Origin of the sequence: Pseudoalteromonas sp. S3776 (assembly GCF_005886915.1) — a bacterium.
Taxonomy (GTDB): Bacteria; Pseudomonadota; Gammaproteobacteria; order Enterobacterales; family Alteromonadaceae; genus Pseudoalteromonas.
The window spans coordinates 12485-27352 of sequence record NZ_PNCU01000001.1 but is presented as its reverse complement, the minus strand read 5'-3'; the positions used below and the strand labels follow the sequence as shown (position 1 = coordinate 27352).

Here is a 14868-nt window from a genome sequence, read left to right as displayed (position 1 = left end):
AGCCAGCATCTTGCTGGCTTTTTTGTATTTTAACCTTAGCTAATTACATTACGCGGCATAACTAAGGCATTAATTATAAAGGAATTTCAATACCACGAGCATCACTTTTTATACTTCTTGTATTAAGTTCTTAGGCAGTTAAGTCGAATCGTTTTAATCCAAAAAATGATTAAACATGATTGCTCATGCGCCGATGAAACCCACTTATCACTAATAGCGCAATTAAATAACCTATTGCCCCACCACTTGATGACGATTCACTTTGCGCTTCTTGTACTGAGACTGTTAGCTCACTACTTATAACTTCATTTGTTTGACTGTCTGTGAGCACAAGTTTTACTGTATAACTACCTGCACTTTGGTAATTATGACTTGGGTTTTGCGTTGTACCTAGTGGGCTGCTATCACCATAATCCCAGCTATACGTATAATTACCAGACCCCCCTAATGGTGAACTATTAAATTGAACCGCTAAGTTATTTGTCGTTTGGCGTGTACTTAATTGCAGCGGTACGTTAACACTCAAAGCCTTTTGTTGGCTAACACTTATCCCTTGCGTATCGGTTACTATTAACGCGAGGGTGTAATCTCCAGAGTAGCTAAATTGGTAATCTAGGTTTTCAGTTTGCGATACAGGTTCACCATCTATAAGCCAGCGTATGTTGTAAGGTGCTTCACCGCCACTTACGATTGCTTGAGCAGATAAAGTCGCACCGCTTAACTGATACGCTAAACTTTCTATTTCTAGCGGCTTTGTGATGGTAATTTGTGTAGTTTGTGTTTGCGTAGCCGTCTCACCCGTTGCCGAAAAGGTCACGCTATAGGTGCCGTAATCTGCATAGGTATGTGTAGGGCTTAGATCAGTGCTCATTTGCCCATCACCAAAATCCCATAAAAATGTATCTGTGGGGGTCAACTTTAAACCTGCTGCCTTAAAGCTAACAGTTGCCTCGTTTATTGTAGTGGTTATTTGTTGTAGCGCGTCATAGCTGAGTAAAAGCTCTGCAGTTTCACTTTCAGGATGTTGACTGACTATTTCAAAGTTAAACCCCTGGGGAGTAAGCACCACCCCTGATTCAGCCTGCTGCGAAAAACTGTAATCAAAATGATCATTAAACTCACTAATGGCCGCTAAGTCTTGATCGCCTAAACCTGCACTTTGCTGATATAAACTAAATGCAGCGTCGCGTACTTGTATAGGTGTATCTGCAAGTGTACTGCTACTTGTACCGCGAAAAATTGGCTTTTGATCCGCATCAACCACTAAGTTAAAACCGCCGCCAGGGTGCTCAGTTGTGTTGTTGTTATTCAGTGCACTATTGCTATACCACAGTAAAACCCCCGGTGAATATTGCTCTGCTTGTAAGCCGGCATCCACACCTTTGTGTGCACGTAGCTGTAAATAATAGTGGGCTGCTTTAGCGTAAATATAACTACTCACGCGGCTAAAACCATTTAACGCTAAGGTAGACTCTGACTGCTCTGCGTTATTTTGCCAAATCACAGTATTGTTGTGTGTTATTTTTAAATCATCGGCTACAAATCCATAATACTGTGTGTTTGCATCGGTAATATACTCAATACTTAGTGTAATGGTTTGTCCTGCATATTGTGTTAAATCAAATTCATGCATTAAAAACCCATTAGGTTGCTGCGCATCAGCATGTAAAAACGAATCACCACTTATATACGGGCCTATATCGCCATAATAAGGATTTGTCTCGATTGTATAATTACCAGCTAAAGGAGTTTGATTTACCTTTACTTGTACAAGGTCATAATCGCGCTCAATACTGTAGTAAGCTAAAAAGCTAAGTGTCAGTGGTGTAGCCGCCTCAGGTAAGGTCACAGTTTGTGTGAGCGTGTGTGTTAGGTTATTACCTGTACCAGAGTAAAATTGAAAATCACCTTCTACCGGGGGTTTAAATTTTTCTAGCTGCTGCGCAAGTGTCACTTTAATTTGGCTTTGCTGCTGAGAAAGTGAGCTAGTATAAACAAGTGACTGCTGAGGCTGGCTGTTCACTTCCTCCATGGTTAAATTAAGCTGGTTCACCCAATTGCCTTTATATCTGTTTTGTAAATACTCAAGCGCCTGTGCACTAAACATAACGGGCTTTGAGCCCCGAGGCCCGCCAGCCCAGCTACCAGTAGACATTATTGACCAAGACGATACAGGCTCACCCACGGTATTTGATTGTAAGTCGTATTCATCTGCTAACCCTAAGTCGTGACCAAATTCATGCGCAACTACACCTATGCTGGCATCTATTGGGTTTATCGTATAACCCGATAACTTAACGCTACTACCCGCAATACTGACAGGTTCACTGTTTTCATCAAATACGTAGTAGCGGTGAGACCAAATTGCATCAACGCCTAAATAGCCTCCACCGGATTCTTCACCAATACTGGAATGAAAAACCATAACATGGTCGATAATTCCATTCGGCTCGTTGATTATGCCATCGCCGTCAATATCATCTAAATCTGTTAGATCATATTGCGTTAAATCAATATCAAATTGTGCAGTGGCTTTTTCTACCGCTTCTTTTATCAGTGCAGGGGCATTTATATCGCGTGTGCTACCTACTCGCTCTCCATAAGTTTTTGCATTGCTATCTGCCCTAACCCATCCATATACTTGCCCGCTAAACGTTAAGCTAGTACCTGATGCGTCGTAATAATAATCGTATACGCTGCTGAGCATTTCGTTATTGGGCCCCGCAAAACCACCTTTATTAAAAAGTAATTGTTGGTAATGCTCCTTTGTATAGTTTTCGTAGTACATGTCGGTATCAGCATCAACAAGCTGATTGTCATCATGCTTTAAATCAGGAAAATCAATTAAAATAGCCAGCACTTTAACTTCATTTAGCCCGTTGTTAGGGCTAGCCGCACTTGCATATTGCAGCTGCTTATTGGCTTGCTTAGCGGTTAAGCGGGCTTTCATAGCCGAAATAGATTTTAGCTGTAAAGGGCTAAAACGTGCAGTACTCGCTAAGTAGCTTTCAACCGTTGGCTTGTTAGTGGTTTGTTGGGTATCAGCGCGTTTATTTAACCAATACTCTATTCTTTGTTTGTTAATAATACCTGGGTCATGCGCGCTGGTATTTGCTGCGGTAAGATTTAGGCTGCAAAGGAATAAGCCAAGCCCTATTATTTTTTTCACTGTATCTTCCCCAGATAAATTATTGCTCTATCATACCTAATATATGTATTAAGCACAGTGCTCAAATCAGCTATTCACTTACTATGCTTACTCAGGAAAATTAGCATAATTTCTTCATATTTTTTATGTAACTACAAATGCCGTGCAATTTTTTAGTATTAAAATAAATTAATTTGAAATTTTAATCCAAAAAAACCTTTTCAAGGTTGACACGAGCACGTAAAACCCTTAAAAATAACCCCATATAGAATTTTTAATCTAAAGCAGCATTTTGCTTTTTATAAAGTGACAATTATGAAAAAACAACTTCACCTTTTAATCGTACTCGTAGTGGTCTTAGTGATAAGCCCAGCGGGGATGTATTAAAAAGTGAAATTGCTTTTTAAAAACCCTCGCATTACGCGGGGGTTTTTTTATGCATAAACAGCGCACAGAGGAATGAGGATGAGCAAACAAGAATATAATGGTTCTGAATTAGTTGTTCAGGCATTAAAAGAGTTAAAGGTTAAGTATATCTTTGGCTACCCAGGTGGATCGGTTTTAGATTTATATGATGCACTTTTTCAACAAGAAGATATTGAACATATTTTAGTGCGTCACGAACAAGCCGCAACCCATATGGCTGATGGTTATGCCAGAGCTACTGGCGAAGTGGGTGTTGTACTTGCTACCTCTGGCCCTGGCGCAACTAACTGTATTACAGGTATTGCCACCGCTTATATGGACTCAATCCCGATGGTTGTTTTATCGGGGCAAGTACCTACAGGCTTAATTGGTGACGATGCATTCCAAGAAACCGACATTGTTGGCTGTTCTCGCCCAGTTGTAAAACATAGTTTTAACTGCAGAAGTGCTGAAGAAATTCCGGCTATTTTGGCCAAAGCGTTTTACATTGCAAGTACTGGCCGCCCAGGACCCGTTGTTGTTGAGCTACCAAAAGATATGCTTAACCCTGCTATTAAGTTTGAGTACAACTTTCCTAAAACCACAGAGCTTAGAACCTACAGCCCAAATACAAAGGGCCACTCTAAGCAAATTCGTAAAGCAGTTACCGCAATTTTAGAAGCTAAAAAACTGGTAATTTACTCAGGCGGCGGCATTATTTTATCTAACACCTCTGAGCAATTAACCCGCTTAGTTGAATCGCTAAATGCACCTATCACTAATACATTAATGGGCTTAGGCGGTATTTCAGGTATTCACCCAAATTACGTGGGTATGCTGGGCATGCACGGCACGCTTGAAGCCAATAAAGCAATGGCAAATGCCGATGTGATTTTAGCACTGGGCGCGCGTTTTGATGATCGTGTAACCAATAACGTGCAAAAGTTTTGCCCCAATGCAACCATCGTTCACGTAGATGTAGATCCGACCTCTATTTCTAAAACCATTAAAGCCCATATTCCAGTTGTGGGCTGTTTAGCCACTGTAATGGAGCAACTACAAGCGGGCATAGATAAAAGTAGCATTCAAATTGATCGCAGTGCTCAAGAAGATTGGTGGCGACAAATTATTAGCTGGCGTGAGCAAAAGTGCCTAAGCTACAACACAGATGGCGATAAAATTAAACCACAAGCAGTTATAGAAGCAGTGTATAAAGCCACTAATGGTGACGCCTATGTAAGCTCTGATGTCGGTCAGCACCAAATGTTTGCAGCACAATATTATCCATTTAAAAACCCTCGCCAATGGATCAATTCAGGGGGCTTAGGCACCATGGGCTTTGGCTTACCAGCAGCTATGGGGGTTAAGCTTGCTTTTCCTGATAAAGAGTCAGTATGTGTAACCGGCGATGGCTCAATTCAAATGAATATTCAAGAGCTATCGACATGTTTACAGTACAACTTGGCTGTAAAAGTAGTTTCGTTGAATAACCGCTCATTGGGCATGGTACGCCAATGGCAAGATATGATTTACGGTGGGCGTCATTCATCTTCCTATATGGACTCATTACCTGACTTTGTAAAACTTGTTGAAAGCTATGGCCATGTAGGCATAAAAGTAGATACGTTAGATGAGCTACAACCTGCTATAGATAAAGCTATGAGCATTAATGACCGTTTAGTATTTTTAGATATTAACGTTGATGAAAAAGAACATGTATACCCAATGCAAATCAAACTAGGTGGCATTGATGAGATGTGGTTACGTAAAGGAGTAAAAGCATAATGCGTCGTATATTATCTATTTTATTAGAAAACGAGCCAGGAGCCTTATCACGCATTGTTGGGCTTTTTTCACAGCGTGCCTACAATATAGATAGCTTAACAGTGGGCACCACGGATGATGAGTCACTGTCGCGTATCACTATTACTACTATGGGTGATGATAGAATCGTTGAGCAAATTACAAAACAAGTTAACAAACTAGTAGATGTACTTAAAATTATTGATTTGACCGAAATGAGTCACATCGAACGTGAATTATTACTTGTTAAAGTATTTGCCCAAGACGAAACCACACGTGCAGCTGTTACACGTGTTGTTGATGTATTCCAAGGTGCTATTTTAGATATGGGCCGCCAAAGCTACAGCTTACAACTGGTGAGCAGCACAGACAAAATTGAGTCATTTTTAGACACCCTACGCCATGAAACCGACATTATTGAAGTGGTGCGCTCTGGTGCTGTAGGGATCGGCCGTGGTGACAAAGCATTAAAAGCGTAATTAATTAAAGTTTAAGCGTTTTTATTAAATCCCTGCTAAGCAATTAGCGGGGATTTTTTATGTTAAGCCTTGCCTTACAACGCTCTGCATTAATCCCTAATTAGGCATGTGGGAATAAGCTTAACTTAGGTAAGCTCGCTACTTTAATACAGGCAAAAAAAAAGAGCTAAATAGCTCTTTTTTAAAAAATTCTGTAAAGCGCCAATTAAGGGTTTACTTGGTCTTTAAGACCTTTACCTGCTTTAAAGCTTGGGATAGTTGCCGCTGCGATTTGGATCTCAGCACCCGTTTGTGGGTTACGGCCAGTACGTGCTGCACGTTCTTTAACTGAGAAAGTACCAAAACCTACTAATGCAACTGAATTACCTTCTTTTAAAGAAGAAGTTACAGCGCCAGTAAACGCGTCAAGTGCACGTGTAGCAGCAGCTTTAGAGATTTCTGCATCAGTAGCGATTTTTTCAACTAATTGAGCTTTATTCATTGTTAGATTCCTATTCGTTATTATTTTGCCTTCGCAAAACCTATCTTTATGCATTTTTAAGGAGTTAGCAACAGCAAATTGCATTTTTTGCTTAAATACTTCGAAAATGCGTAAAATTTTAATAATTCTCGGTAAAATACAGTGTGTTGGGTTAACTAAAACTTAATTTAAGTACACAAAAGGCACACTTTAAATAACACACTGCTCTATATTTTTTCGATAACTAAGGTCACTTCCCCAACCTCGACACCAAACTTAACAATAGACGTTCGGTTTATCAAGCGTGATTGTGTAACCAGGTACATCCAATCATCAAAATTTACCTCAAGCGTACTGCCGTCATAGGGTAAAGCCACATTGTAGTTCCAATGAAACACACTGCCAGCACTGTTACCGGTTGCAATACCAAGCACGTCATCAGCACGACCCACTAAGCTATTATCGTCATTAAGAGTGACATACCAAATACGCTTTTGTGTTTCACCATCGTCATACACAAAGTCTTCCTCTATAACGCCCTCGTTGCCTTCCCAGCGCGCATTCATAGTAACCACAAGCTTACGAGTGAGTTCGCCTTTATAATCTTGCACAACACCATATGCTTTTAAATCACCACTAAAAAACGCTTTAAAATCAAATTCTGGGGTGCTGCTATTGTAGTGCTCTACTTTTGGCGCGGAGCAGCTCACTAAAAATAGTGCAGCCATTAAAATACATAGCTGTTTAAATTTATTTATATTGCGCATGTTAATTTCCTAATAATTGTTTTCTAAGTGCTGGCTCTGAGGTGTTCGGGCTTAGCCAAATAGCTAAAAACTGATTGGCAAATTGTGAGTCTGTTATCTCACCTAATTTTTTATCATTATGATAAAAAATAGCCTCACCGCTTGGTGATGTTTGTAAGCTCAACGATTCGCCTTTTTTAATGTTAGGCCAAAGAACAAGCAATTTATCAGCATACTTAGCTGATAAATCACTTTTACCTAAATGCTGCCATTGCTCTTTAGTCGCTTTAACAATGTCTTTTGCTGCGAAGTCTCGCAAATAGGTGAGCGTAAATTTAACTGGGTGCACACCCTGTTTGTAAGTCCCTGAAGTGGTATATAATGTAGCGTCGTAAACATCCCAGAATAAATATTCCATACGCGCCTCGCCCACTTTTTTAAAATCCGCCTGCTCTTCGCTAAAGCTCAAAGGGGTAAACAAAGTTGCCATAATCATTGTGGCGGTTATTGCACATTTTTTTGCGGTATTAATCATACAAGCTCCTGTTATTGCTTGCTAATATTCAAAAACGCTTTAATTTTTTGGTTGATAAAAAGTATAAGTGTAAAGGCTGCAGCCCAAAGTGCGCCGTACAGAAGCCAAAATGCCCAAACAGGTGAATAAATACTAAGCACGCCAAATTGAGCGCCAGAATAATAACTAATAGGCGCAAAGGCTAAACACACTAAATAGGCTTGCCAACATTTTAGTTTAGTAATAAACGCCATTGACGTGTTTATGCAAAGCAATAATGCAGCCCATAGCAAGGCTAACCAAAGCGGGAAAGGTGATACTTTAAATTCCAAAAAGTTTAACTGTACAGCCGTGTATTCACATAACAGCGCAATAGGTAAAGCTTTGACTAAGAGCAGCGCGTCATGCTTATGTTGCTTCGATAAAACGAACATAAGCACAACAATAACAGAGGTGTATAATACAGATTGGGCTTCTAAAAACAGCGATAAAAACCACACCGTTTGAAAAAGCACAAAATTAATAATTAAGGGCAATTTCGTCATTTTGACTAGTGAAACGTGGTTTACGCGCCGTTAAATGAACGGTACTGGTTGCTCGCGTTCTAAAAGCGCCTTCGCAGTAAGCAAAGTAAAACAACCATAACCTGTAAAAACGCTCATCAAACTTGTCACTGTCTAGGGTGTGCCAGTTATCAATAAAGCGTGTGCGCCAATCAGCGAGTGTTCTAGCATAATGCGCGCCTATGTCGCTAACAGTATGAATAACCATATCGGTATTGTTTTTAATTTGCTCGCTCATCTCATTAATTGAAGGCAAACAACCACCGGGGAAAATATACTGCTGAATAAAGTCTGAGTTTTTTAAATAATGTTGATAACGCTGATCGCCAATAGTAATTGCTTGAATAAGCATTGCACCGTCTTCTTTAAGTAGGTTGTTACACTGCTTAAAAAAGCTAGGTAGGTATTCATGCCCTACTGCTTCAATCATTTCTATTGATACTAGCTTGTCGTATTGACCTTCTAATAAACGATAATCGAGCTTAAGCAATGTTATGTTATTTTCAAGGCCTAACTGTTTAACTTTGTTTTCAACATAAGCATATTGTTCATCCGAAATCGTTGTTGTGGTGACATGGCAGTTATAGTGAGTTGCTGCGTAAATGGCAAACGCACCCCAGCCTGTGCCAATTTCTATAACAGTATCACCTTCGTTTATTTCTACTTGCTCACAAATTTGCTTTAACTTGTTTTGTTGAGCGTCCTCAAGGGTTGCCTCTTTTGTTGGATAAACAGCACAGGAATACAGCATTTCATCACTTAAAAATGACTCATATAAATCATTACCTAAATCATAATGGGCAACAATGTTCTTTTTCGACCCAGATTCTGAGTTGCTGTTTTTAAGATGTTTCAATCGGTGGGCTAAGCCACTAAAAAAAGAGAATTTTTTTTCAAATGCATCAAGTTGCTTTTGGTTTATAGCAAAAATTTCGATAAGTTTGGTCAAGTTATCACACGACCATTGCCCAAGAATATAAGATTCACCGGCTCCCACGCTTCCAGACATAGCAAATGCTTTGTACATGGCAGTGTCGTTAACGGTAATCGTGGTTTTTAAGTCTGAATGCTGATGACCAAATACTGTTGAGCGACTGTTCTCAACTAACACTATTTGGCCTATTTCAATACTTGCAAAGGCTTTGGTAACTAACTTTTTATATAAGTTTGTAAACCATCCAGTTTGCTCTTGGCAGTTTATACTCGAGACTTTTTCCATCTTAAACCCTTTATAATTTTGTCACTACCCGCAACTAAGCTAGTTTAACTATACTAAGGTTTTCCTGAATGACCTAAAAAAGGAACCCTTTTTATAAACAGCTTAAGTGCTTGCACATAAATACCTTTGAAAATAGACAAAGTCATCGCAGGAAATTTTTTTAATAATTTATTAACTTCTTGCTTAGTTAACTGGCTTCGCTTTAATCGTAAAGACGCGTCAAATAACAACTCATCTCCACGTTTATTTTCTATATGAATTAATGTGTTATCAGCAGTATGTTGTACCTGCCAATGATAGTCCATATCTAAATTCATAAAGGGTGATACGGAGAAAGCTTTTTTAAAGTTCACTTTTTTTTGTAAGGGCACCAAATAATAATGGCGCTCATTCCAGGGCGTATTACTCACCTCGGCAACCATATATTCAAAGTTGTCGGCGCTATTACCGTAAAAGTAAAAATTTACAGGACTAAAATAAATGCCCATACACCTAAGTTGGCCAAGCATATATATATGTGAAAACGATTCTTTAACCCCTAATTTTTCTATTTGGCATTGTGCACGTTCAAAAATGCTGAGTGGCTCTGAGTTGGATTGTAAAGTTAAATAATCAGCTTGGTTAAACCGCAATGCTTTAAAACCAAATGTACCCAACATAGGATGAATGTTGTTAAGCAATAGAGGATTTTTTAAATCAATCCACATCATGTAGAGAGGGTATTTAAACTTATGACTTTTTTCAGAAAAGCGGCGATGCCTCACATCGCCTAAGTAAACAGCGCTATTCAAATTCAACACCTAACTGCCTAGCGACATCAACCCCACTGCGTACGCCATCTTCATGAAAACCGTTATACCAATAAGCACCACAAAAATAGCTATTGTTTTGGCCATCAACAGTGTGTTTAAGTTTTTGTGCGGCAATGGAAGATTCGTTAAACACAGGGTGATGATAAGTAAACTCACGTAATATATCCGCTTTGTTAATCCCTTCTAAGTGGTTAAGGGTTACACAAAATTGCGTATCAGAGTCTATACCCTGCAGTATATTCATCTGGTAGGTTACAACGGCTGCTTTATCTGTGTTTTCATTAAGTAAATAGTTCCAGCTTGCCCAAGCGGCTTTTCTATCGGGTAACAAACTGGTGTCTGTATGCAAAACTACCGAATTTTCTGTGTATGGAATTGCACCTAATACAGATTGCTCTTGCTCAGTAGCATCGCCAAGTAACGCTAGTGCCTGATCAGAGTGACACGCAAATACCACTTTATCAAATTCAGCTTGTTCGCCATTTTCAAGGGTAATAATTACTTTATCATCTACACGAGTAACTGTTTCAATATCGGTATTTAGTTTTATTTGATCTGCAAACCCTTTGATAAGTGGCTTAATATATTGTTTGGAACCACCTGGAATTACATACCACTGCGGCCTATTTGTAATATCTAATAAACCATGGTTGTAAAAAAAGTTTACAAAAAACTCTACGCCAACATTTTGCATCTCTTTAATGCTGGTTGACCAGATAGCGGCACCCATAGGCAAAATGTAATGGTATTTAAAAAAGTCATTAAAGCCGTGTGTATCCAATAACTGACCTAGCGTTTGATTTTTAGGGTAGTTTTGCTCGCTGTGCATTGTTTTACATAATTTATTAAACTTAACTATATCGCTTAACAAGCGCCAAAACTTGGGCCTAAATATATTCCTTTTTTGGGCAAATAAACTGCCAAAAGTGTGACCGTTGTACTCAAAACCGCTTGCTTGGTTATGAACACTAAAGCTCATTTGTGTTTCTTGTCTATCTACGCCAATGCGCGCGAGTAGTTTTTCAAAGTACGGGTAAGTACGGTCATTAAATACTATAAAGCCTGTGTCTATCGCGCGTTTAACTCCAGCATCAGATATTTCTACTGTTGCGGTATGACCACCAATATAATCATTTTTTTCAAATACGGTAATATCGTAATGTTTATGCAGTAAATGAGCACAGGTTAAACCCGATACGCCAGAACCTATTATTGCTATTTTTTTCAACGGGCTAGTCCTTTTGCTAAACGTAACCAAAGTGGTAACGGTAAGATTCGTAATGCTTTTAAAATAAGTGTAAACCGATAAGGAAAGTGAACTTCTTTACGGCGTTTATTAATTCCCTTAATCATGTAATCGGCAGCCACAGTTGCGGTAACGGCCATGGGCATTGGGAAATCGTTTTTATCGGTCAGAGGGGTTTTTACAAAGCCTGGGTGCACTAAAGTAACATCAACATCGTTTAAGTCGATTGCTAAACTTTTCGCTAAATAGCTTACCCCGGCTTTTGATGCGCCATAAGCCTCTGAGCGTGGCAGAGGTAAATAGGTAACACTTGAACTAACAAGTACAAGTTGTCCGCCTGTGCTAATTTTTGGCAAGAGAGCCTCAAGGCAATAACCCATTGCTAGCAAGTTAACCGAAATAACGCGCTCAAACAGGGCGCTGTCAAAGTTACGGGCATCATCAACGTATTCACAGTTACCGGCATTAAGAATAACCTTATCAAAAGCAGTAAACCCAAGGGTTGCTTGCTTTATGTCTTTAAGGTCTGTGGCATCAAACTGACACGCTTTAATATTGGTGTGTTTTTCAAGCTCAGCTAGCTTTTCAAGATTTCTACCGCAAGCGATTACCGTGTTGCCTTGCTTTGCGTACTTTATTGCAAGCTGCTCGCCAATACCTGAGGTTGCACCTGTAATTAAAATATTCATCGCTACCCTGCTCGTTTGTCTATGTAATTTATAATGCCACCCAAAATGGGAATATGCTTGTATAGCATTTCACCTACATTAAAATAGTCGCGGTGGTTAATAATTTTACCTTCTTTAAAAACCAGCTTACTGTGCCCTTCTACCGATATAGTTTTGCCAGAAGCCAGCTTTGGGTGGGCATAATACATAGTCCAATACAAAAATGCTTTATCATCACGCTCGTAGGTGTCGCTAATATCAAACTGACAATGCTTAACATTACTATATAGATTAGAAAAATATCGGGTAAGCTCGCTTAGCCCGTGTATTTCGTGCATTGGGTCTTTAAATTTAATTTGCTCGCTGTAAATATCATTAAGCAAATGCAGGTTTGATTTATCGAGTTGTTGATATATTTCTACAAATTTTTCTAGCGGTAATGCTGTTTCCATATCACCCCTTAAATGCAGCTATTGCACGCTCGCGAGCTGCTTTATGATCTACGATTGCCGGCCAGTAACATTGCTTATCCGCCCCTATTGACGCTAAATAGGCATGAGGAAAATGAATATGTTTATCTGGCACTTTTTCAAGCTCTGGCAAATATTTACGTATGAATTTACCATTAGGATCAAAGCGCTCACTTTGAGTAATAGGATTAAACACGCGAAAATAAGGTTGCGCGTCACAGCCTGTGCTTGCAGCCCACTGCCAGCCGCCATTGTTAGAGGCTAAATCACCATCAATAAGATGCTGCATAAAAAACGATTCGCCCTCTCGCCAGTCAATTAATAAATGTTTGGTTAAGAAGCTAGCAACCACCATTCTTAATCTATTATGCATCCACCCAGTTTGAAATAACTGCCTCATTGCAGCATCAACGAGTGGGTAACCTGTTTTTCCCTCGCACCAGGCTTTAAAGTCAGCCTCGTTTTTACGCCATGTTACGCTATTGTATTTTTCATTAAAGTTATCACCACGAGAAAGCTTAGGAAATTGCGCAATTAAATGACGATAAAATTCGCGCCAAATTAGCTCGTTTATCCAAGTAAAAGTTTTACTTTTAGAGGTAGTTAAAATATCTGGGTAGCGGTTTTGAATATTAACGAGTAACTGCTTTGGGCTTATAATACCCAGCGCTAAATACGGACTTAAACCCGAAGTGCCCTTGATACTAGGTATATCACGCTGATCGTCGTAACTACTTAATTTGTCGCAAATAAAATTATCAACAATGGTAGCTAAGCTGTCATCATCAACAGGCCATTTTTCTGAGCTACCATCGCCTTTTAATACCGGTGAATTGTTTTTACCTTCTGCCAGCTTTTTTAAAGGCCACGGTAGTAAACTAAAGTGAGTATCTTGATACTGTTTAAGCCACTGTTTTTTAAACGGCGTAAACACCTTATACATTTCGTTACTTTGGTTTTTAACAGTGCCTACAGGTGCTATTACATCGCCTTCATAAAGCGTAAACGTGATATTTTTTTCATCACATTTTGTGAGTATTTGCGCATCGCGATTGACTTCATTTAACTCGTACTCTTTATTGGCAATTACATGTTCTACCTGATGTTTATCGCAAAATGATAAAAGCGCACTTTCACAATCAGCAAAGTAAGGTGCATCAATAATGTGAAGCTCTATTGCGTACTGCGCAAGCTGCTCACTTATGTAATTAAGACGTCTTTTTAGTAAGTCAATTTGAATGGGAGCGGCATTGTGTTGTTGCCATTGTTTTTCGCAGATAAAAAAAATGGCCTGTTTAGCGCCATTATTTAGCGCTTCAATAAGCGCTTCGTTAGAAAAAAGGCGCAGATCGCGCCTAAACCAAAAAAGTGTATTCATTATATGCCGTAACGTAATTTTAGTTCATTAGGGTAAGGATTAAAAAACACCTGCTTTTCTAGGTACTCATTAGGGTGTACTTTAAGGTGGTGCTTTAGCAAAGTAAGTGGCACATATAAAGGAACTAAACCTTGACGGTATTCATCGATTGCGTCACGCAATTCTTGCTTTTCAATCTTAGATAAATCTTTTTTAAAGTAACCTTGCAAGTGCATTAACGTATTACAGTTATTCCTACGCGATGCAGGCTTTTTAAGGCCATTCATTAACCCCAGAATGTACTCATCTGCTAAAGCGTTAATATCGTCACCTTTGTAAGTACCAAGTAAGTTACCTAAGTCGCGGTAGGCTTGATAATTATGAGCCATCAATAAGTACTTATATTGAGAATGAAATTGAGTAAGCTTATGTACTGTAAGCGGTTCAGAAGCTAATAGCTGCCACTGTTTGTAAGCGTACACCCGCATTACAAAGTTTTCGCGTAAGTGCATGTCATTTAAGCGACCGTTTTCTTCGCAAGGTAATAATGGATTGTGCTTCATTATTTGCTCAGCAAAAAAACCAACGCCTTCAGATGTGTTGCCGGTGCCCGCTTCGTTATAAATTTTAATTCTTTCCATACCGCAGCTTGGGCTTTTCGCACAAAAAACAAAACCACTTAGGTTTTTAGCTTGCTCTGTAGCTACTTTTTTACCGTATTCAGTTAGCTTAGGCCCAACATCGCCAGTGCCATCTGGGCGACATACTTTTATTGTATCACCCACACGGACTTGGCGAATAGTTGGCCTAGGAATTGGTAAACCAACAGCTACTTCTGGGCAAAAACGCGTGTACTCTACATGTTTTCCAAGTTCATCCATACAAAAGTTAGACTTTTTATGGCCTGTATCAAAACGTACTTTCTCGCCTGCTAAGCAGGCGCTAATACCTATTTTTATTGTGTCTGTTTGCATAAAT

Annotated in this window: 14 protein-coding genes; 2 read left to right on the top strand and 12 right to left on the bottom strand. The window is 39.3% G+C overall.

Features of this window, described 5'->3' with window-relative positions; translation table 11 throughout:
• Positions 1-169: 169 nt before the first annotated feature.
• Positions 170-3169, bottom strand: coding sequence for an immune inhibitor A domain-containing protein (locus CWC16_RS00130; RefSeq protein ID WP_138540000.1), 3000 nt, complete (start codon positions 3167-3169; stop codon positions 170-172).
• A gap of 444 nt (positions 3170-3613) precedes the next feature.
• On the opposite strand from CWC16_RS00130, the gene CWC16_RS00125 reads away from it, so the two are divergent.
• Both CWC16_RS00125 and ilvN read left to right on the top strand, forming a co-directional pair.
• On the top strand, positions 3614-5338 hold the full coding sequence (locus tag CWC16_RS00125; RefSeq protein WP_138539999.1) for an acetolactate synthase 3 large subunit: 1725 nt from the start codon (positions 3614-3616) through the stop codon (positions 5336-5338).
• Positions 5338-5835: an acetolactate synthase small subunit gene (gene ilvN, locus CWC16_RS00120; RefSeq protein WP_004586403.1), complete on the top strand. Its 498-nt coding sequence runs from the start codon at positions 5338-5340 to the stop codon at positions 5833-5835. Before CWC16_RS00125 ends, ilvN begins: the two co-directional genes overlap by 1 nt.
• A 205-nt stretch (positions 5836-6040) precedes the next feature.
• Here the strand turns inward: ilvN and CWC16_RS00115 are convergent, their stop codons facing one another.
• The 11 genes from CWC16_RS00115 to CWC16_RS00065 form a co-directional block, all read right to left on the bottom strand.
• Positions 6041-6316 carry an HU family DNA-binding protein gene (locus tag CWC16_RS00115; protein ID WP_004586404.1) on the bottom strand — a complete coding sequence of 92 codons (276 nt, stop codon included), beginning with the start codon at positions 6314-6316 and terminating at the stop codon, positions 6041-6043.
• A 206-nt stretch (positions 6317-6522) separates the two neighbouring features.
• Positions 6523-7062, bottom strand: a complete 540-nt coding sequence (locus CWC16_RS00110) for a DUF3833 domain-containing protein (protein WP_055017105.1) — start codon at positions 7060-7062, stop codon at positions 6523-6525.
• A 1-nt stretch (position 7063) separates the two neighbouring features.
• Complete coding sequence (locus CWC16_RS00105; RefSeq protein WP_502704908.1) at positions 7064-7576, bottom strand: chalcone isomerase family protein; 513 nt, start codon at positions 7574-7576, stop codon at positions 7064-7066.
• Positions 7577-7587: 11 nt separating this feature from the next.
• Complete coding sequence (locus CWC16_RS00100) at positions 7588-8100, bottom strand: DUF2878 domain-containing protein (RefSeq protein ID WP_138539998.1); 513 nt, start codon at positions 8098-8100, stop codon at positions 7588-7590.
• Positions 8075-9337: an SAM-dependent methyltransferase gene (locus CWC16_RS00095; protein WP_138539997.1), complete on the bottom strand. Its 1263-nt coding sequence runs from the start codon at positions 9335-9337 to the stop codon at positions 8075-8077. Before CWC16_RS00095 ends, CWC16_RS00100 begins: the two co-directional genes overlap by 26 nt.
• A gap of 53 nt (positions 9338-9390) precedes the next feature.
• Positions 9391-10128: a DUF1365 domain-containing protein gene (locus CWC16_RS00090; protein WP_138539996.1), complete on the bottom strand. Its 738-nt coding sequence runs from the start codon at positions 10126-10128 to the stop codon at positions 9391-9393.
• A complete protein-coding gene (locus tag CWC16_RS00085; RefSeq protein WP_138539995.1) occupies positions 10121-11377 on the bottom strand; it encodes an NAD(P)/FAD-dependent oxidoreductase in 1257 nt (418 codons plus the stop codon). Before CWC16_RS00085 ends, CWC16_RS00090 begins: the two co-directional genes overlap by 8 nt.
• The gene (locus CWC16_RS00080; protein WP_138539994.1) at positions 11374-12084 is read right to left on the bottom strand and encodes an SDR family NAD(P)-dependent oxidoreductase; all 711 of its coding nucleotides are present in this window, start codon (positions 12082-12084) and stop codon (positions 11374-11376) included. The genes CWC16_RS00085 and CWC16_RS00080 overlap by 4 nt, the downstream gene beginning before the upstream one ends.
• A gap of 2 nt (positions 12085-12086) precedes the next feature.
• Positions 12087-12515, bottom strand: coding sequence for a nuclear transport factor 2 family protein (locus tag CWC16_RS00075; protein WP_138539993.1), 429 nt, complete (start codon positions 12513-12515; stop codon positions 12087-12089).
• A 1-nt stretch (position 12516) separates the two neighbouring features.
• Positions 12517-13911: a deoxyribodipyrimidine photo-lyase gene (gene phrB, locus CWC16_RS00070; RefSeq protein WP_138539992.1), complete on the bottom strand. Its 1395-nt coding sequence runs from the start codon at positions 13909-13911 to the stop codon at positions 12517-12519.
• The gene (locus CWC16_RS00065; RefSeq protein WP_138539991.1) at positions 13911-14864 is read right to left on the bottom strand and encodes a YbgA family protein; all 954 of its coding nucleotides are present in this window, start codon (positions 14862-14864) and stop codon (positions 13911-13913) included. Before CWC16_RS00065 ends, phrB begins: the two co-directional genes overlap by 1 nt.
• Positions 14865-14868: the final 4 nt, after the last annotated feature.

Excerpts from the sequence above, each read along its gene's own strand:
- CWC16_RS00115 (WP_004586404.1), bottom strand. The coding sequence starts at position 6,316 with ATGAATAAAGCTCAATTAGTTGAAAAAATCGCTACTGATGCAGAAATC.
- CWC16_RS00080 (WP_138539994.1), bottom strand. The coding sequence starts at position 12,084 with ATGAATATTTTAATTACAGGTGCAACCTCAGGTATTGGCGAGCAGCTT.
- ilvN (WP_004586403.1), top strand. The coding sequence starts at position 5,338 with ATGCGTCGTATATTATCTATTTTATTAGAAAACGAGCCAGGAGCCTTA.
- CWC16_RS00065 (WP_138539991.1), bottom strand. The coding sequence starts at position 14,864 with ATGCAAACAGACACAATAAAAATAGGTATTAGCGCCTGCTTAGCAGGC.
- CWC16_RS00125 (WP_138539999.1), top strand. The coding sequence starts at position 3,614 with ATGAGCAAACAAGAATATAATGGTTCTGAATTAGTTGTTCAGGCATTA.
- CWC16_RS00110 (WP_055017105.1), bottom strand. The coding sequence starts at position 7,062 with ATGCGCAATATAAATAAATTTAAACAGCTATGTATTTTAATGGCTGCA.
- CWC16_RS00095 (WP_138539997.1), bottom strand. The coding sequence starts at position 9,337 with ATGGAAAAAGTCTCGAGTATAAACTGCCAAGAGCAAACTGGATGGTTT.
- phrB (WP_138539992.1), bottom strand. The coding sequence starts at position 13,911 with ATGAATACACTTTTTTGGTTTAGGCGCGATCTGCGCCTTTTTTCTAAC.
- CWC16_RS00105 (WP_502704908.1), bottom strand. The coding sequence starts at position 7,576 with ATGATTAATACCGCAAAAAAATGTGCAATAACCGCCACAATGATTATG.
- CWC16_RS00100 (WP_138539998.1), bottom strand. The coding sequence starts at position 8,100 with ATGACGAAATTGCCCTTAATTATTAATTTTGTGCTTTTTCAAACGGTG.
- CWC16_RS00075 (WP_138539993.1), bottom strand. The coding sequence starts at position 12,515 with ATGGAAACAGCATTACCGCTAGAAAAATTTGTAGAAATATATCAACAA.